Raw genomic sequence first — 16263 nt, forward strand, 5'->3', positions numbered from 1 at the left:
GTTTCGATCCGTGGAACGATCTTATTCCCCGATGCTCTAGGTAAAAACCCTTAAATCGTAAATACACTGTTGTGCCCTGACGAATAACTGATCGCATCTGTCCGCCGCGCTGGACGAGCGGTGTGCGAGCGCGTCGCGTTTATGGGGAACCCTTTTCCCCTCGAGCGGCTATACGCTTCATTGCGTCGCGGGAAGGGTGACTTCCTGCATCCATCGTTCAAGATCAGGAGGTCGTCATGTCGAAGCTATTTTCCCCATTCAGACTTGGCCGTCATGAACTCGCGCATCGCGTGGTGCTTGCGCCCATGACACGTTTGCGTTCAGATCCGGACGACAGTCCGAGCGAGATGATGGTCGAGTACTACAGCCAGCGTGCATCGGCGCGCGCGCTGCTGATCACGGAGTCGTCGCACGTGCTGAAGAGCGGGCGCGGTTATGCGGGCGGTCCGGGAATCTACGAAGACCACCATGTTCAAGGCCTGGAAAAAGATCGCCGATGCCGTCCACGCAAAAGGCGCACGCATCTTCATGCAGCTCGTGCACGACGGCCGCCAGTCGCATGTCGACCTGACCGGCGGTACACCGCCCATCGCGCCATCCGAAGTGCCATTCGAAGGACGCGCGCTGACGCAGGACGGATGGGTGCCGGTATCGATGCATCGGGCCGTGGGTATCGAAGAAATTCCGGCGCTCGTCGAGGCCTTTCGCAAAGGCGCGCAACGTGCGCTGGCGGCGGGATTCGACGGCGTCGAGATTCATAGTGCCAACGGTTATCTCATTGATACCTTCCTGCAAGACGGCACCAACAAGCGGACCGATGCCTACGGTGGCCCGGTCGAAAACCGTGCGCGCTTCCTGCTCGAAGTCACTGAAGCGGTGAGCTCGGTGTGGGGCGCCGATCGCGTGGGCGTACGCGTGTCGCCGAGCGGTCAGTGGGGCGAAATCTCCGATAGCAACCCCGAGGCCACTTTCGGCTACGTAGCCACACAGTTGAACCGGTTCGGTTTGGCCTATCTGCATATCATCGAACCGCGTGTGAAGGGCGTCGAAACGCTGCACGAGGGCCAGGCGCCGGTTGCCTCGGTGTTCTTGCGCAAACTGTTCAAGGGTCCGATTATCGCGGCGGGAGGATTTGACGGCGATGGCGCGGAAGCGCTCCTGCAAAAGGGCGATGCAGACTTGGTCGCATTCGGGCGCTGGTTTGCTTCGAACCCCGACCTGCCGAAACGGCTCAAGTACGGCTTGCCGTTGAACGGCTATGACCGCTCGGCCTTCTGGGGCGGCACGGAAAAGGGCTATACCGACTATCCGTTTTATGAGGACGAAGCCATGGCTTGTGCGTGATCGGCGGTTCAGGCCGCGCCGGACGCGTCCGGGGCAAGATCGCGATCCCATGGTGCGACTTCGCCCCACGTTTGCGTCAGCAAGTCGATAAAGATACGCACCTTCGGCGACAAATGCCGGCGGGTCGGATACATCGCGCGGATGGGTTTGGCAGCGGGCTGGAATTCGCTCAGCATTGGCACGAGCTTGCCCGTGCGTACGTTGTCCTCGAGCAGGTATGTCGGCATGTTGATGATGCCAAATCCATGCACGGCAGCGGCGACCAGTGCTTCCGCGCTATCCATTTGCAACCGGGTCACGTGGCTCACCTCGTTCGCGAGAGGGTCGGTGAAAATCCAGGGCTGAGGCCGTCCCGCGCTCATGAAAAACAGGCATTCGTGATTGAGCAGATCGCCGGGCGCTTGCGGCGTACCGTGCGCTTTCAGATAGGCCGGTGACGCGCATGTCAGCAGGTGCTGCTGCGCGACAGTGCGGGCAATCAGACGCGAGTCGGGACGCGGGTCGCCAATGCGCAACGCAATGTCGATACCTTCATCGATCAGGTCCACGAACCTGTCCGTGAAGCTCACTTCGGCGCGCACGTCGGGCCATGTCTTCAGGAACAATTCGATGACCGGCATGACGTGCCGATGCCCCAGTCCCGTGGGCACGCTCAGCCGCAGCACGCCGGTCGGCTTTGCGCTGCGCACGGCCATGGCCAGTTCGGTTTCCTCGAGGTCGTCGAGAATCTGCGTGCAGCGGGAGAAGAACACATCGCCGTCGTCAGTGAGGCTCAGGCTGCGCGGCGTGCGGTTCAGAAGGCGCACGCCCAGGCGCTGCTCGAGACGCACAATGCTTTTACCCACCGCGGAACGCGTGAGCCCGAGTTGCTTCGCTGCGATCGTAAAGCTTCCCGCTTTTACGACAGCGACGAACATGGCTATATCGTTGATATTTCCAAGTGCCAAGGCGGCGCTCCGGGAGAAAGTTGGCGGCAAAGCTGGACGGCTTCAAGGACGCGCCATTGTATTTCGATTCCCGTGGTCACACGAAAAGCGCATCCGGCGCTCGACGGTTGCTTCGTGCTTGACGGTTGCTTCGTCTTAACGCGGAGTTTTGGTCCCGTGAAAGGGGAAGACGATTCCCCTTTAATCCGAGTGCCAAGCATCAACCTCTTGCTGCAAGGCAGGACACCCGCGAGCATGAACCGGTTCAACGATTGTTCGCCGTGGATGAAGAGTTAACTACGTTTCCACCCAATAAATACTGTTCCTGTTTGGCCTAGACTACGTCGCAGAAAGCCGAGGATCGCTGCTCAGGATTTCCTAAGCATTTCGAATTAATAGACCGTGCTGGCGAAGCGTCCTTGTGATCGCCATCGCCGGTTTCCCTGCAATTTCATTCATGTATCGGAGTCTCACATGTCGCAACTTTTCACTTCAACCAACATTGGCCCGTACACGTTGTCCCATCGCATTGTGATGGCGCCGCTTACTCGCATGCGTTCTGGTCCCGGCGATGTTCCCGGTGACCTGATGCGCGAGTACTACGCTCAGCGCGCAACGCAAGGCGGTTTGATCGTCGCTGAAGCCACGCCGATTTCTCCCGGCGCAATCGGATATCTGGGTGCTCCCGGCATCTACGCCGACGAACAGGTTGCGGGCTGGACAAAGGTCGTCGATGCGGTTCATGCAAAGGGCAGCCGGATCTTCCTGCAACTGTTCCACGCCGGCCGCCAGTCGCACATTGACTTGACGCCCAATGGTGAAGCGCCCATCGCGCCGTCGGCGTTGCCGTCCGACGGATTCGCCTACACCGCTGAAGGCTGGAAGGCGACCTCCATGCCGCGTGCGCTTGAAACGCACGAGATAGCCGGTATTGTGGAAGAATTTCGCCGTGCGGCCGAACGCGCATTGAACGCAGGTTTCGACGGCGTCGAGATTCATGGCGCGAACGGTTATCTTCCAGACCAGTTCCTTCAGGATGGCTCGAACAAACGTACCGACGAATACGGTGGTTCGATCGAAAATCGCGCGCGCTTTCTTCTGGAAATTACGCAAGCGGCGGTATCCGTCTGGGGCGGCGAGCGCGTGGCAGTCCGGCTGGGACCGAGCGGCACGTGGGGCGGCATGTCGGACAGCGATCCTAACGCCACATTCGGTTACGCCGCAGACCAACTGAATCGTTTCGGTCTTGCTTATCTGCACCTGATTGAACCACGTATCAAAGGCAGTGAGCTCGTTTCCGAGGGTCTTGCGCCCGTAGCGTCACGGCACTTAAGGAAAATTTTCAAAGGACCGATCATTGCCGCGGGCGGTTTTACGCCGGAGTCGGCCGAGCACATTCTGGGAGAGGGCAGCGCTGACCTGGTTGCTTTCGGACGGCACTTCATCTCGAACCCGGATTTGCCGGAGCGCGTGCGCAAAGGATTGCCGCTCAACGCCTACGATCGCGACACTTTTTATGGCGGTGACGCGCGCGGCTACACTGACTATGCATCGGCCGATGAAGCAGCCGTTGCGGCATGAGGCGCGCATACGCGGCAGAGAAAGCCGCTTTCCGATACGCTGCGAGATACGGCATCACGTACCTTGCCCAACGCCGTTTTGAGGAGCAGAAGTCATGACGAAGACAGTGAAGACTCCAGGACCCGATCATCCGATCAGCATCGAACCCAATGCATCGCGGATCACGGTGACTATCGGTGGCCGCGTACTTGCCGACACACGAAAAGCGCTCACGTTGCGCGAAGCGTCGTATCCGCCGGTCCACTATATTCCGCGCAAAGATGTGGATATGTCGCTATTGCAGCGTACCGAACACACGACGTATTGCCCATACAAAGGCGAGTGCTCGTACTACAGCATTCCCTTGGGCGGCGAGCGTTCGGCGAATGCGGTGTGGACTTACGAAGACACTTATCCGGCCGTTGCCGAAATCAAGGACTATCTTGCGTTTTACACGGATCGTGTCGACGCATTCGAAGTGCATGCCGCCTGAATTGTAGTGCCTGGATTGTAATAACGCGCTTCGAAGCAGGCTGTCTTCGCGTTGAACGTCGTTTGTGCACGTTTTCGCCAGCCGACGTATTTTACGGAGGGCGTTCGTTCAACAACGACGTGTTCGCCTTTTGCACCGACCGATGCAGAGGCATTCCTATCAACGCTCCAGCGGAGCCTTATGACCATGCAACGTCGCTTGCGGCTGGGCGCTTTCATGCGGCCGGCCACCATTCACACCGGGGCGTGGCGTTACCCGGGCGCGTTCCCCGATGCCAACTTCAACTTCGCCCACCTCAAGCGTTTTGCGCAGACGCTCGAGCGTGGGCGCTTCGACGCGTTTTTCATGGCCGATCATCTGGCCGTGCTCAACATGCCGGCTCAAGCCCTGAAGCGAAGCCACACCGCGACCTCGTTCGAGCCACTGACGCTGCTTTCGGCGCTTGCCGCGGTGACCGAGCACATCGGCCTGATTGCGACGGCTTCCACCACGTTCGACGAGCCTTATCACGTTGCGCGCCGGTTCGCGTCGCTCGACCATTTGAGCGGCGGTCGTGCGGGCTGGAATCTGGTCACCACGGCCAATCCCGACGCGGCGCTCAACTTCGGCCTTACCGAACACGTCGAACACGGAGAGCGCTACAAGCGGGGCCGCGAGTTCTTCGACGTCGTGACCGGCCTTTGGGACAGTTGGGCGGATGACGCTTTCATTCGCGACGTGCAAAGCGGCATTTTCTTCGATCCCGCGAAAATGCACGTGCTCGACCACAAGGGCGAAAGCCTCTCGGTGCGCGGCCCACTCAACATCGCGCGGCCGGTGCAGGGGTGGCCTGTAATCGTGCAGGCGGGATCCTCGGAAGCGGGGCGGCAGATCGCAGCCGAGACCGCCGAGGCCGTCTTTGCTGCGCCGAAATCGCTGGCGGAAGGCCAGCGATTTTATGCCGACGTCAAAGGCCGCATGGAGAAACTCGGCCGTAATCCCGAGCATCTGAAAATCCTGCCGGCGGCGTTCGTCGTGGTCGGCGATTCGCTCGATGAAGCGAAGCACAAGCGCGCGCTGCTCGACACCTTCGTACATTACGACAGCGGCATTGCGTCGCTTTCCATCATGCTCGGCCACGATGTCTCCGGCTTCGATCCCGATGGACCACTTCCGGAAATCCCCGAGACCAACGCAAGCAAGAGCAGCCGTGAGCGCGTGATCGAGTGGGCGGCGCGCGAAAATCTGACGATCCGTCAGCTTGCGCAGCGGGTCGGAGGCTATTCGGGGCTTGAGATGATCGGCACGCCGCAGATGATTGCCGACCAGATGGAGCAATGGCTTGTTGAAGCGGGTTCGGACGGCTTTAATGTGATGTTCCCGTACTTGCCCGGCGGTCTCGACGATTTCGTCGATAAAGTCGTGCCCGAATTGCAGGCGCGCGGCATTTTCCGGCGCGAGTACGAAGGTCGCACGTTGCGGGAAAATCTTGGCCTGCCGCGGCCGGCGAACCGCTACTTCGAGCCGGGCGCCAGAGAGTAAATACCGGCTTCCCGGAGAGTCTGGTCAATATCACCGGTCCCGCCGAGCGCCGCGCCCGCGCAATCCTGCAGTTCACCGCAACGGATTGCGCCGTTGCCGGGCCGCCTCCGTGAGCCTAAGTCGAGGGAACCAGAAGGAGAGTCAGGAAAAACTCGTGTTGAAGCGTTGCGGGCAATCCATTACATTCGACGCGTTGTCCAGATGTCGATCATCCGGCGCAAACCCGGGTGATCCGCAAACCACTACAAAATGATGTCATTTGGAGATTCACGATGAAAGCGATCAAACTGGTTTCCTTATCCGCTCTCTTGCTGGCGGTATCCGGTCTGGCCATGGCTCAGAGCGGCGGCGGCAATGGCAACGGCGGTGGCGGCGGTGGTAACGCGCACGGCGCGGCGACCGCAGGGCCGACCACGGGTGGCGACAACTCGTCCACGCCGGGCAGCTCACGCGGCAAACCGCACTTGTTCAAGCACAAGCAAAAGAAGACGGCTCCGGCTGCAGCCCAGTAATTGCGGGCCGGGCAGCGTGATCAGTCCGTCGCGCCGCCCCTGTAAGCGATGAACGAAAAAGCTGTTACGGCCGAGGCAAACGGTCGTAACAGCTTTATTTTTTCGTCGAGTGCTTTTCAGCGGACGCTTCGAAAGCTTCGCGTGTCACCAAGGCGCTGAACAGAGAGACTTTGTCCGTTTTTATACTGTCATTGTTGAACGGCCACGCGCGCCGGGATTTCCAGCGGGTTAATATGGATGCAACTCAGTTGCACTGAAACCGCTGGCCGCCGTTAAATCTGTCAAATTCAGGAATTCTGAAATCAGTGATTTCAGTGTAATTTGAACTCTGGGCGGCGCTCATGCTCGAATGTGAGCAATCAGTGCAACAGTCGATGATCTGGCATCATGAAATCTACGGCGCTTGTCGCGGATGGTGCGCAACTGCTTCCATGTTGCGGCAAGGATCGGCAGCATATGATTCACGCGAAACCGCTGCGCCGGACTTTTATCACTATCCACCGGCTGCGCATCTTGGTTGCGCATCAACATTCCGTCGGATATCTCCCGGAATAGCCCGAAATACTAACGTCAGGTCGAATAAGAATGGCTACAGAATCCCAGCAGCAAAGTCAGAGCGATGTGTTGAACGCTGCTCGCAAAGAGCGCAAGCGAGTCGCAATTTTCCTCGTGAACGGGGTGCGGCTGGTTGGTCACATCGAATCTTTCGATCAGTACCTGGTCATGCTGAGTTCGGCCGCTGGCATCCAGGCGGTCTACAAGCATTCCATTTCGACTATCCAGGAAGACACCGGCAAGGCGTTCGCCGCGGGCGCGGCGCGCACCAGCTCGGGCAGCTCACGCGATGCCGACGCCAAGCGTCCAGTCGCGATCTCGCACAAGCGCCGCTTGCCAACCAATATCGGCGGCGAATAAGTACGAACGGCGGCGCATCTGCACTATCCGGGTGCGCGCCATACAGCAACGTCCAGCGCTGACCCGTTTGAGCGATTCGCCGACATGCGGTATGGACGGACAAATAAAAAGGCGAGGCCTGTTTTGGGCTTCGCCTTTTTATTTCGCATCAATTCACGATTTCGTCATAATCCGAAAGCGTGTATCAAAAACTTATCGTCCCGATGACGTCTTTTTGCGCATCACCAATACTGGATGATGATCGACCCGCACAATCTCGTTTGACTGCTTTGTCTCGGCAATCTCCGGCAGCGAAAGATCGAGTACATCGGCTACAGGTTCCAGCCGTGGACCTGCTGGAACGGCAACGGCGACGTCCGCGGCTTCTGCGCGATCCACCATGACGGAATCCTGTGCGGTCGTATGCCGCACGTCCACGGTGCGGCAGCGCACTTCGAATCCCACCGAGCGAATGATCGTCTCGCGTGTCTTCCAGAAAGCCTCGGCGGAGCGGGTCATGGGCCGCATGGCCACATACTCGATGATGACCGGATAACCTCGCACGCGCGGATAAGCCGCCAGCAGCTGGCCCGACCGGACGTACTGCGTATAACGATCTATCTTCTTGGTCAGCAGCGAAAAATGCGTCGCTTCGTCGTCCCAGTCGAGGTCGTCGAAAATGCCGACATACACACGCTTGAACAAGATGTTTATGCGCCCGGAAACCCTTTATCCATATAGCGCGTCCAAAATTCATCCAATATTCGTCCAAAATTCTAGCCGGCCTTCAGCTTGATTTCCGTCCATTCTCGACCCCGGACGTCGCGGTAAAGGCTGGTCATTTTCCCGGACTTGTGGCCGAGGAGAGCCTGGGCGAAATCTTGTCCGTACTCCTCGGTATAGAGGCGCGCGGCAAGAGATCGGATTTCGTGAAAACTCGCCGGCGTGCGGCCGGCAGGAACGGTCAGCTTGGCCTTATCGCGGAAGTGCGCGAACTTGATACTGAGCGTGCCGCTCTTCGGCGCCGTGCCCGGTTCTACGTTGCCGGTCTTGCGCACGAGGTGGATCACGTTTTTCGATAGAACCTGGTCGCGGCACTTTTTAAGTACATCCTCCAAAGTCATCCCCAGGGCATCGAGTCGCAGGCCGAGTGGGATGCGCAGCTTCGCGCGCTTGCCTTCCTTGCCCTTCGATTGCTCGACCAGCAGATACCCGTCTTTGATGTCTTCAAACCGCATCTTTGCGATGTCCTCGCGGCGCTGCCCGCACATGAGCGCGAGTTCCATTGCGTTTGCAATCCAACAATCAACGCGTTCCTTGCGCGCCTCGTCGCGGCACTGTCCGGGCAAGTCGCATATGCGGTATTTGCAGTTGCCGAAAGGAGTATTCATGGTGGTCCTCTATGCGGCCGCGTAAGCCAGTTCTTTCTCATGGGCGAAGTTGGCGACGATCAGTGCCTTAGCCATCGGCGGGCAGACCGAGTTACCACACATGCGCACCTGGGCGCTCTTCGTTAGTTGTAGGCCCTGCGCGGCGTCGTCTCCGATGATGTAGTGCTCAGGGAATCCTTGCGCCCGGAACAGTTCGCGCGGCATGAGCATGCGCAGACCGATGTCGACAATCTGATAGTCCTGCCCGTGGATCGTGACCAGCCCGAAGCGATCGCGGCTAGTGATGGTGGCAAGCGGCCCGTCGAGCTGCGGCGCTTGGTCCGTTCCGTAGTAGCTGAGCAAGAAGGCTCGTACTTCGGCATGATGCTGGCCGCCGGCGCTTACCGTGGCAAGCGGTTCGTCGGTGGCGGCCGCTGTGCTCGTGCCGCGCAGTTTGATGAGATTGCTAGTGACAAGCGCCGTGTCGTACTTTGCCGTCACGGTCGCCGTTGGTTCTTCGATGCCGCGCGGCCGGCTCTGGCCGGCGCGCGCGCCGACGCCTACCAGGCACGCTGACACAAGGCTGTGATGATCGGTCGACGTCACGGTGCCGATCGGTTCTTCGAGGTCTGACCCAACGACGCCCGTGTAATGCTTCGCCAGAAAGGCGCTGACCAACGCGTGCTTCGATGTACCGCTGACAACCGTGCCAAGCGGCTTCTCGATGTCCAGCGCGCGCGGCGCTTGGCCCTCGCGTTCGCCGTAGCCGGTTTGAACCGGCGTGGCCGCCATCAGCGCTTTCTCGCCGCGGTGCGCCCCGGTTATAGCCGTGCTCGCGCAATTGACGCACGAAGCTATCGAACGTTTTCCCTTTCTTTGCAGGGTCCGGTTTGGCGTTGCCGTCCGCATCGATGACGAGCGGCCCCCACGTCTTAAATTCTTCGACGTTCTCGAGCATGATCACGCGCGGTTTGCACTTTGCCGCCCAGCGCAACGTGACCCAGGCCAAGCCGCGAATCTTCTTCTCGACTGGTTTTCCACCTTTGGCCTTGCTGAAGTGCTTGCAATCTGGCGACAGCCAGACAAGGCCGACCGGCTGATTGTTGGTGACCTTGATCGGATCTACGTCCCACACGCTTTCGCACAGGTGCTTCGTATGCGGATGGTTCGCGGCGTGCATCGCGAGCGCCTGAGGATCGTGGTTGATCGCAATATCGACCGGACGGTCGAACGCTTGTTCAAGTCCTTCGCTGGTGCCTCCGCCACCGGCAAAGTTGTCAATGATCAATTCGCTGCCCAAGTCCAGCGCGAGCGTCATCAAGTCACGTTTCATTTTCTAGTCCTTTGTATCCAGCCGCGTTTGGCTGGTCCTAAACTTGCTTCAATAGTGTTAAACGATTGCTGAATACGCCGCCTTCGTGCGGGTAGGCAGCGGTTTCCGATTCATGGAATAGCGAGAGAGGCAAATGGCGGAGCGGCGGTCTACAGCGCTCCTTCGTCACTCGGCGCTTTGCAAGCCAGCACTCTTTGCATGGAAATCATGAGCCCTCACCGTGATCACGAATTCCGTTTCACCTACCGAAGGAAAACCGGGAAAAAGCTGGCCTATAGCGTTGGTTTCAGCGTCAGCGATGCGAGATGGGATGGCAGTTTTTATTACGACTTCGATGTCGTGAGGGACGAAACCATTTCGATACTGCATGCCGACGCTGCGCGGCTGGCAGGGCCGAGCTGTCGGATGGAAGTAAAAAAATTCGTGCATGCCCTGATAGAGCAAGAGATCGAAGCTCTTTCTGACGATGCGGAGTAGCACCGGGTTGAGGGGTAGCGGTTGCACCCTATTGGACAGCCGATGCCAAGCCCATGCCGCCGAGGTTCGGGGTCAGGCCAAAGCCTGGCGAGAGAAGGTTGGCGGAAAAGGCAACCGGGTTGCGACCTCATGAGATCGAAGAGCTCCCGGTTCCTGGGCTACAGTTTTTGGATCAATCGCCGATAACAACGTAGTGGGTTGTACTAACGCTGATGCGACCGCACGGACGATACCGAGCGGCGAGATAAGACTCTGAGAGAAACAATGGACCAAGCAAAGGCGCAAAGACCCGATGACGATGATCCGGCATTCCTTAAAGCGCGCGCGTTGGCGTTGGCGTTGGTCGCCATACGACGTGCACAAGGGAAACCGAATCCCAATGACTTCCCTATAGGAAGCGTTGAATGGACGCAAGTCATTGCAGATTTTGCTGCGGATCTCATGCGCGTTCCTCCGGATATTTTGCAGAGCGTTATCCCTAAAACACCCAACGGCAGCGCGGAGTAGTTGTGCTGAATCCTTAAAAGGAGGATATATGCGCAAAATCAGTGAGACAAAAGCCTTTGACCTCAGCATTGCTGCGATACGAACGGCACAGGGAAAGGGAAACCCGGAAGATTTTGCAACGGGGACGCCAGAGTGGCAAAGCGCCCAGCTCGGCGTAATGCAAGACACGCTTCGAATTATCGATTTGCTGCGAACCGAGCGGAAGGCAGCATTGCGCGGCAACATAGATAAGCGCTACATCGCTGGCAAAGAGCGAGCACGTAAATAAGCGGCGCCAGGCTGGCTCCGGGCTATGCGGTCCATCGTTCATCCCCTGTTTGGTTCGCTGGTGTTCGTCAGCGCTTGAGAGGGAGTATAGAAAATCTAGTCTATTAAAGTCAAGAAAAACTATACATTGGGCTTTATCTTTTTTCTCGCAATGTCCACGCACGTTGTGGGACAGCGACGGATAGTGCCGATGGGCGGAAAAAAGCCCGCGCAGGGCGGGCTTTTTTAAAAGTCTGTTGTAAGGATGTTATTTCAACCCGTCTAGGCCTGCCTTGAAGTTAATAGCCATGCGTGCGGCTGCGGTCGTCGTCCAGACGCCCACCATTGTGGCGTCGGGAGTGCGGCAGTCCGAGGCCGTATGCGCAATTACGTAAGGGTCGGTCGTGACGCCGTTGACATCCGTCACGATTCCGCGATCGACGGTGCCAACCGGGAACGCAAATGCAACCGCGACGGCATTCGATATGGCTTGATTCAATCCATCGGCGGCGGTATGCCCAGGCGCAAAGTCGCACGTCGGGATTGCGCTCAGGATGAACGTCTGCTTAGCCGCAAGGTCCTGCTGGAAGATAAACGTCGTAAGGTCGGACTGAAATTGGTCGAGGGCAGCTACCTGCTTCGGATCGTCGCGACTCGTGACCATGTCGTCGAGTTGAAAATTCACCACAGCGTAGCCAGTGGGCTGAACAGTTAGCTGATCATTTGTCGGTCGGACGCCACCGTTCACGCTCATGACCAAGTCGTGGAGGGCGGTCGCGGACATCGTAATCGGTGTTACTGCGGCCGTGACGCCCTGAGCGGCGAGGGCCTGCGTGAGGGTGGCAATGGTTTCTGAAGCGCCGGCGTCGGATGCTGCGGCAGCTACGGCCGCTTTGGCCGTCGCACCGCCGCTGGCTTGCGGCATGGGCGCGCCATAGTACTGGATCGACATTACGGGTGCCGTTTCGCGGGGCCGTCTCCGCCACCACCGCACGCAGCCAACCACAACGCCACGAAAAGCGGAAGAATTTTTCTTTTCATTCTGAGAGTCCCCGGAAAGGTTTTGTAATTGAGTTTTCAAGTTAACATCAGAACATTCGATCCGCAACGTTCGAATTCGCTACAAGCAGCACAGGTAGCACTCGCGTGCGCGCGCCTCAGATTCAATGCATATGCGGAATCAAGCTTGGCGGTGCGCCGGATCTGTATTAGCCTCGGTCGATGCGTCATTCGCGGACGCTGATTGCTGGCAGTAGCAGTTGAGGAGGGCCAGTGCTGCATCAGCGCGCTGGAACTGTGCTCGGGATAGATGATTCGCGCTGATCAATGTGTACAGCTTCTCACGCCAGTAGGCGGGCGGGAGTATCGAGCTTGCTTCAATCTCAGGCCGCCACCGCCGGACGATCGTCTCGATATGGGTGAGTTCCTCGTCGATCAAGTCGTACATGACGCGCCCCGGATCGTGTTTTTGTCTGTTAATTATGTTTAGTCAAGAACACGAAACAAAGTAGGGATTTACATCAGTAGCGCGGACCCCGTTTTTAAGACGTGAACCGACCGTCAGTCTTAGGAGCAGCGCGCTTTCTGCCATCGGCCTCCCACTCGCCGTACCGAATCGCAAATTGGCAGGCTTTTTGTTCGGTCTCGAAGTAGCCGAGGATGCCGGATGCCCACTGGGCGCCAGCGGGAGTCGTCACGATAACCATTGCCGCGTAGCTGCCGGGCGAACCGACTGCTAGCGGTTTCAAGGTGTGATCCTTATAGAGGACTGGAACAGCGTGCATAGGAGCTCCTGCGCAACGGAATCGAAGATGATTGCGCAAAGCAACAACAAAAACTGTCAGAAATTGAAAAATTTGAAAGAAGCGGAGATGGCGTGCGTCCATCGAGACCGATATTGCGTAGCGGCACGAGTCGAAACCACTAGCGATAAAAAACACCCGCTGAAAAGGGCGGGCGCAAGGTACTTCGGTGATCAGCCGCGCTGAGAACACGGCACCCTCATGATACGCGCCAACCAAGCGACCTCAGTCGTGAGATTCACGAATTTTAGGCGCGCAGATCATTCAAAAGAGATCAGATGGCCGGCTGCAGAGTCCAGATGAGCGCAAACATCACCACGAGCGCCGCTGCGACCATCGCTGCGCCCGCCGCGATAACGAAATCGTGCCACGTCGTTCGTTCTTCCCTCAATTTCATCTCATGGAGCAGTGGACTCAAAGACTGCTCCATCAACCGCACGCTGGTAGTAGACTCGTTCGCCGACCGTCTCGCGCTACGTCGGATGTACCGTGGTTTTGTAAATGTCTGACGCATTTCTATCCTCGGAATCGCGGGGCATACGCCCAACGCTCTGAGGAATGCAATTTCTAGGCCGATCGTACGATTTCGACTGCACACACAACAAAAAGCCCCGATTATGCGGGGCTTCAGATGATTCCATAGAAGGAAATACCTGAGGGCGGTCAGGGATGAGGCGCGGCCACGACGAAGCGGGCAATGAAGAAAACGACGGCCACCAGAAGGGCGCAGGAGCCAATGATCTTCCAAGTTTGAGCATTCAGGGCCTCGTGAAGGTCAGCGCGAAGCGTCTGAAGATCTTCTTTCGTGGCGAGCGTGGGCAACACGACATCAAGACGCGTTTCCAATGCGGTAAGTCGGCGTTGAATTTCCATGTCACCATTGTCACCGCCGCCGCCGCCAAGGTCAACGTGCAGCCGTTCCGATTCGGCCTCAAGGCGACTCAAGCGCTCCATCAATTCGTAACTTGGCTCAGCCATGAGTATGCTCTTGGGAGACGGCCTTGGAAGTGGCGTCAACTAACTTCTCCAGCTTTTCTATGGCAGCCGTCGATAATTCCGTCAACTCTTGGATCTTCGCCACATCAGAAATATTGGAGGCTAAAAAGAGACGCGTAGCGAATTTGAAAATGGCCAGCTGGCTTGCAGTTATCGCAACGAATGCTTCTCGTTCGTCATTTGTCATAGCATTTCCCAAGATTACTACGCGAAGCGTCGGCACTCAGAAGCAAACGCAATTCAATAATCAAACCGCCGCGCTGCATGGCTGATCATCCCCATACAAAAATTCCCATCATCGCAACCATAGCCAACAACAGCACTGCGAACCCAAAGACGATCAGCGTGTCGCCGCGCCGGTAGGTCTTCCGTAGGATCTCAAGCCGCTTTTCCATTCCTTGATCCCAGATCCTCTCGAGCTTGTGCTTGACCGTCCGCGCGCGCTTCATGTTGGTCCGACCGTTGACTAAAATGAAGCCGATCGTCGGGCAATCCGTGGGCCCGCTAGTACTGAAAGTCATGCCAATGGGGGAAGATGTGTTTTTGCCTTCTCAACCCTTTTCAAAATTGTTTTGCCAGCGGAAGAATGTGTATCGTGCGGATAGCGATCAAAGCAAGCTTTTGACTCTTCGACAACTTCTCCATATTTCCTCGAACGTGAAAGGCAGAGGGTTAGGCGATCTAGGATAACTATGTCGGTGAACGGTGTGCTGCCCTGTAGCTCACCTACGAGGCCGCCTTCCGCTTGGATAGATGCATACTCATGCATTGCCTTTAGCGCAGAGCGATAACGAAGGATGGCACCGTTCCGCAATTCGTGAAATCTTTCCCACTTTTTATAATCGGTCTGGCGGTATGGCGTCTGGATATTGACGATCGTTTTCGCATGCTTGCGAAGCAGCGCGTCTTTCTTAGCAGTGGCTTGGTCTATATAAAGTTCATCTTCGACGATTTCGACTTCATACGAGCCGCCGGATCTCTCGGCGACATATTTCTTCCACAGTCCGCTCTTCGGAGCCCATGCCCAATCGTCATGTCCCATGCCAACGTAAAAAACGTTGCCTGCGCAATCTCGATGAACATAGGTGTAGTAAATCGGGTCTTCGGATCGCACCCATTCAAACTCAGCTTCCATTTTGACAACAGAAGTCTCGACGACGCGCGCTTCTTCTTGTGCTGGCTCAGGCGCCAGCGCGGGCGTCACAACCGTCGGCTCAATTCGATCGGCCGGCTCGAAGCTGAAAGGTTTTGTTGAAACATCCTCTTTGGGAATCTCAGCTTTCTTTCGCTTGAATAGGTCGAAGAAAGCCATTAATCGGGCCGCCACATGGCGCGTTTCGCGATGCCGGCAACGAAGTGCATCTTTTCAATTTCTGCATCTGTGAATGACACGGTCCCGTGTGCTTCATTGGTCGAGAGCAGGTGGTAGCGCCCCGCCGCCTTGTATGCGAAGACCTTTACCATCACCCGGCCGTCTTTGGACTTCACCAAAACTTCCTCGCCTGGTGTGACAGGGGTATTCGGCTCGACGATTACAAACTCACCAGGTTTGATCCTGGGAATCATCGAGTTGCCTGCGCACTCGAGTGCATACGCGTCCGGATCCGAAGTCGGCCAGTCGATGTATCCATTGCCGTGTCCGACCGCGTGTTCGATGTCGGCCCAGAATCCGTTATCGCCTAACTGTGCCATTCCTACCACCGCAAGAGCCCTCCGCCTGCCGATCGCCTTCGGACGATACTCGTCGTTGTAATGGAAAGCAGCCTTCTTGTCGCCTTTCCCAGAAAGCAACCAGATGCTGCTGTAACCGAAAGCAGTTTGGATGGCTATGGCATCGTCAATACTGATAGGGCCGCCCTCAGCGAGCCACAGTTTGACGCTATCAACTGGGATCATCGCTCGCTCGGCGACCGCGGCGGCGTCCAGCCCAAGCTCCGCGAGCATCTCCTGCACGCGCGCCTGTCCATCTCTCCCGGTAGCGTTAAGCGGGCCGGTAGCGCCTGATTCGGCGTCCGGCATGGGCAAGCTCGCCATTGCGGAAATCTGCTGAAGCTGAGCATAGCTGGCGTGGTGGCGGCCGGTCTCCCAAGCAGACACGTTTCCCTTCGTCAGACCGAGCTTTTCGGCGAGCTGTTCTTGTGTTAGGCCGGCTTTCTTCCGCGCGGTGCGGATCCAGTTCTTGATTTCCATGCGCGGAGGGTATAGGAAATCTAAACAACCGTGGTCTCGAAATTCTTTACTTGAATGTCTAGTTATTCTATACTTGGTCGAAACGTCATTCC

22 protein-coding genes and 2 pseudogenes are annotated in these 16263 nt (G+C 57.4%); 9 read left to right on the forward strand and 15 right to left on the reverse strand.

The annotated features are described in order from the left end of the window. Positions 1-236 precede the first annotated feature (236 nt). Positions 237-1344 (forward strand): annotated as a pseudogene (locus AWB64_RS10290) (alkene reductase). Positions 1345-1352: 8 nt separating this feature from the next. On the opposite strand, the gene AWB64_RS10295 reads toward AWB64_RS10290, so the two are convergent. Then, a complete protein-coding gene (locus AWB64_RS10295) occupies positions 1353-2291 on the reverse strand; it encodes a LysR family transcriptional regulator (RefSeq protein ID WP_060818600.1) in 939 nt (312 codons plus the stop codon). A gap of 453 nt (positions 2292-2744) precedes the next feature. On the opposite strand from AWB64_RS10295, the gene AWB64_RS10300 reads away from it, so the two are divergent. The 4 genes from AWB64_RS10300 (at position 2745) to AWB64_RS10315 (ending at position 6356) form a co-directional block, all read left to right on the forward strand. After that, the gene (locus AWB64_RS10300; RefSeq protein WP_060818601.1) at positions 2745-3851 is read left to right on the forward strand and encodes an alkene reductase; all 1107 of its coding nucleotides are present in this window, start codon (positions 2745-2747) and stop codon (positions 3849-3851) included. 94 nt (positions 3852-3945) lie between these two features. Then, entirely contained in the window at positions 3946-4323 is a 378-nt protein-coding gene (locus AWB64_RS10305; RefSeq protein WP_060818602.1) for a DUF427 domain-containing protein, read from the forward strand. A 186-nt stretch (positions 4324-4509) separates the two neighbouring features. Next, positions 4510-5844, forward strand: coding sequence for an LLM class flavin-dependent oxidoreductase (locus AWB64_RS10310; RefSeq protein WP_060818771.1), 1335 nt, complete (start codon positions 4510-4512; stop codon positions 5842-5844). Between the two features lie 272 nt (positions 5845-6116). Further along, entirely contained in the window at positions 6117-6356 is a 240-nt protein-coding gene (locus AWB64_RS10315; protein ID WP_060818603.1) for a hypothetical protein, read from the forward strand. Positions 6357-6695: 339 nt separating this feature from the next. On the opposite strand, the gene AWB64_RS10320 is transcribed toward AWB64_RS10315, so the two are convergent. Continuing rightward, complete coding sequence (locus tag AWB64_RS10320) at positions 6696-6881, reverse strand: hypothetical protein (protein WP_060818604.1); 186 nt, start codon at positions 6879-6881, stop codon at positions 6696-6698. A 60-nt stretch (positions 6882-6941) separates the two neighbouring features. Here AWB64_RS10320 and hfq point away from each other — a divergent pair, with 60 nt between their 5' ends. After that, positions 6942-7271 (forward strand): RNA chaperone Hfq, encoded by a 330-nt coding sequence (hfq, locus tag AWB64_RS32695; protein WP_060818605.1) that lies wholly within the window; start codon positions 6942-6944, stop codon positions 7269-7271. Positions 7272-7463: 192 nt separating this feature from the next. Here the strand turns inward: hfq and AWB64_RS10330 are convergent, their stop codons facing one another. The 4 genes and pseudogenes from AWB64_RS10330 to AWB64_RS32590 all read right to left on the reverse strand — a co-directional run. Then, a complete protein-coding gene (locus AWB64_RS10330; RefSeq protein WP_060818606.1) occupies positions 7464-7955 on the reverse strand; it encodes a DUF6572 domain-containing protein in 492 nt (163 codons plus the stop codon). A gap of 71 nt (positions 7956-8026) precedes the next feature. Then, on the reverse strand, positions 8027-8641 hold the full coding sequence (locus AWB64_RS10335; protein ID WP_060818607.1) for a tyrosine-type recombinase/integrase: 615 nt from the start codon (positions 8639-8641) through the stop codon (positions 8027-8029). 9 nt (positions 8642-8650) lie between these two features. Then, positions 8651-9412 carry a DNA cytosine methyltransferase gene (locus AWB64_RS32585; RefSeq protein WP_341845210.1) on the reverse strand — a complete coding sequence of 254 codons (762 nt, stop codon included), beginning with the start codon at positions 9410-9412 and terminating at the stop codon, positions 8651-8653. Positions 9413-9503: 91 nt separating this feature from the next. After that, positions 9504-9953: pseudogene (locus AWB64_RS32590) on the reverse strand (DNA cytosine methyltransferase); the annotation flags it as partial. A gap of 198 nt (positions 9954-10151) precedes the next feature. On the opposite strand from AWB64_RS32590, the gene AWB64_RS10345 reads away from it, so the two are divergent. From AWB64_RS10345 to AWB64_RS10355, 3 genes are all read left to right on the forward strand, one after another. Continuing rightward, entirely contained in the window at positions 10152-10430 is a 279-nt protein-coding gene (locus AWB64_RS10345; protein WP_157766606.1) for a hypothetical protein, read from the forward strand. A 264-nt stretch (positions 10431-10694) separates the two neighbouring features. Beyond that, positions 10695-10937 (forward strand): hypothetical protein, encoded by a 243-nt coding sequence (locus tag AWB64_RS10350; RefSeq protein WP_060818609.1) that lies wholly within the window; start codon positions 10695-10697, stop codon positions 10935-10937. Between the two features lie 28 nt (positions 10938-10965). Further along, positions 10966-11205, forward strand: a complete 240-nt coding sequence (locus AWB64_RS10355; protein ID WP_060818610.1) for a hypothetical protein — start codon at positions 10966-10968, stop codon at positions 11203-11205. A 246-nt stretch (positions 11206-11451) separates the two neighbouring features. On the opposite strand, the gene AWB64_RS10360 is transcribed toward AWB64_RS10355, so the two are convergent. From AWB64_RS10360 to AWB64_RS10395, 9 genes are all read right to left on the reverse strand, one after another. Continuing rightward, entirely contained in the window at positions 11452-12108 is a 657-nt protein-coding gene (locus tag AWB64_RS10360; RefSeq protein WP_157766607.1) for a hypothetical protein, read from the reverse strand. A 255-nt stretch (positions 12109-12363) separates the two neighbouring features. Then, positions 12364-12630 carry a hypothetical protein gene (locus AWB64_RS10365; protein ID WP_060818612.1) on the reverse strand — a complete coding sequence of 89 codons (267 nt, stop codon included), beginning with the start codon at positions 12628-12630 and terminating at the stop codon, positions 12364-12366. Between the two features lie 94 nt (positions 12631-12724). Then, positions 12725-13204, reverse strand: a complete 480-nt coding sequence (locus tag AWB64_RS32230) for a hypothetical protein (RefSeq protein WP_244164010.1) — start codon at positions 13202-13204, stop codon at positions 12725-12727. A gap of 55 nt (positions 13205-13259) precedes the next feature. After that, the gene (locus tag AWB64_RS31545) at positions 13260-13403 is read right to left on the reverse strand and encodes a hypothetical protein (RefSeq protein ID WP_157766608.1); all 144 of its coding nucleotides are present in this window, start codon (positions 13401-13403) and stop codon (positions 13260-13262) included. Between the two features lie 245 nt (positions 13404-13648). Continuing rightward, entirely contained in the window at positions 13649-13963 is a 315-nt protein-coding gene (locus AWB64_RS10375; RefSeq protein WP_060818614.1) for a hypothetical protein, read from the reverse strand. Continuing rightward, the gene (locus AWB64_RS10380; protein ID WP_060818615.1) at positions 13956-14168 is read right to left on the reverse strand and encodes a hypothetical protein; all 213 of its coding nucleotides are present in this window, start codon (positions 14166-14168) and stop codon (positions 13956-13958) included. The genes AWB64_RS10375 and AWB64_RS10380 overlap by 8 nt, the downstream gene beginning before the upstream one ends. 85 nt (positions 14169-14253) lie before the next feature. After that, positions 14254-14430 carry a hypothetical protein gene (locus AWB64_RS10385; RefSeq protein WP_167353913.1) on the reverse strand — a complete coding sequence of 59 codons (177 nt, stop codon included), beginning with the start codon at positions 14428-14430 and terminating at the stop codon, positions 14254-14256. Positions 14431-14498: 68 nt separating this feature from the next. After that, complete coding sequence (locus AWB64_RS10390) at positions 14499-15293, reverse strand: hypothetical protein (protein WP_060818617.1); 795 nt, start codon at positions 15291-15293, stop codon at positions 14499-14501. After that, positions 15293-16171, reverse strand: coding sequence for an XRE family transcriptional regulator (locus AWB64_RS10395; protein WP_167353914.1), 879 nt, complete (start codon positions 16169-16171; stop codon positions 15293-15295). The genes AWB64_RS10390 and AWB64_RS10395 overlap by 1 nt, the downstream gene beginning before the upstream one ends. Positions 16172-16263: the final 92 nt, after the last annotated feature.

This window comes from Caballeronia sordidicola (assembly GCF_001544455.2).
Classification (GTDB): domain Bacteria; phylum Pseudomonadota; class Gammaproteobacteria; order Burkholderiales; family Burkholderiaceae; genus Caballeronia; species Caballeronia sordidicola.

Coding starts and splice junctions, on each gene's coding strand:
- AWB64_RS10345 (WP_157766606.1), top strand. CDS start 10,152: ATGGAAATCATGAGCCCTCACCGTGATCACGAATTCCGTTTCACCTAC.
- AWB64_RS10360 (WP_157766607.1), bottom strand. CDS start 12,108: ATGCCGCAAGCCAGCGGCGGTGCGACGGCCAAAGCGGCCGTAGCTGCC.
- AWB64_RS10390 (WP_060818617.1), bottom strand. CDS start 15,293: ATGGCTTTCTTCGACCTATTCAAGCGAAAGAAAGCTGAGATTCCCAAA.
- AWB64_RS32585 (WP_341845210.1), bottom strand. CDS start 9,412: ATGGCGGCCACGCCGGTTCAAACCGGCTACGGCGAACGCGAGGGCCAA.
- hfq (WP_060818605.1), top strand. CDS start 6,942: ATGGCTACAGAATCCCAGCAGCAAAGTCAGAGCGATGTGTTGAACGCT.
- AWB64_RS10395 (WP_167353914.1), bottom strand. CDS start 16,171: ATGGAAATCAAGAACTGGATCCGCACCGCGCGGAAGAAAGCCGGCCTA.
- AWB64_RS10305 (WP_060818602.1), top strand. CDS start 3,946: ATGACGAAGACAGTGAAGACTCCAGGACCCGATCATCCGATCAGCATC.
- AWB64_RS10365 (WP_060818612.1), bottom strand. CDS start 12,630: ATGTACGACTTGATCGACGAGGAACTCACCCATATCGAGACGATCGTC.
- AWB64_RS10315 (WP_060818603.1), top strand. CDS start 6,117: ATGAAAGCGATCAAACTGGTTTCCTTATCCGCTCTCTTGCTGGCGGTA.
- AWB64_RS10335 (WP_060818607.1), bottom strand. CDS start 8,641: ATGAATACTCCTTTCGGCAACTGCAAATACCGCATATGCGACTTGCCC.
- AWB64_RS10375 (WP_060818614.1), bottom strand. CDS start 13,963: ATGGCTGAGCCAAGTTACGAATTGATGGAGCGCTTGAGTCGCCTTGAG.
- AWB64_RS10310 (WP_060818771.1), top strand. CDS start 4,510: ATGCAACGTCGCTTGCGGCTGGGCGCTTTCATGCGGCCGGCCACCATT.
- AWB64_RS10300 (WP_060818601.1), top strand. CDS start 2,745: ATGTCGCAACTTTTCACTTCAACCAACATTGGCCCGTACACGTTGTCC.
- AWB64_RS10320 (WP_060818604.1), bottom strand. CDS start 6,881: ATGCGCAACCAAGATGCGCAGCCGGTGGATAGTGATAAAAGTCCGGCG.
- AWB64_RS10350 (WP_060818609.1), top strand. CDS start 10,695: ATGGACCAAGCAAAGGCGCAAAGACCCGATGACGATGATCCGGCATTC.
- AWB64_RS10385 (WP_167353913.1), bottom strand. CDS start 14,430: ATGAAGCGCGCGCGGACGGTCAAGCACAAGCTCGAGAGGATCTGGGAT.
- AWB64_RS10380 (WP_060818615.1), bottom strand. CDS start 14,168: ATGACAAATGACGAACGAGAAGCATTCGTTGCGATAACTGCAAGCCAG.
- AWB64_RS10355 (WP_060818610.1), top strand. CDS start 10,966: ATGCGCAAAATCAGTGAGACAAAAGCCTTTGACCTCAGCATTGCTGCG.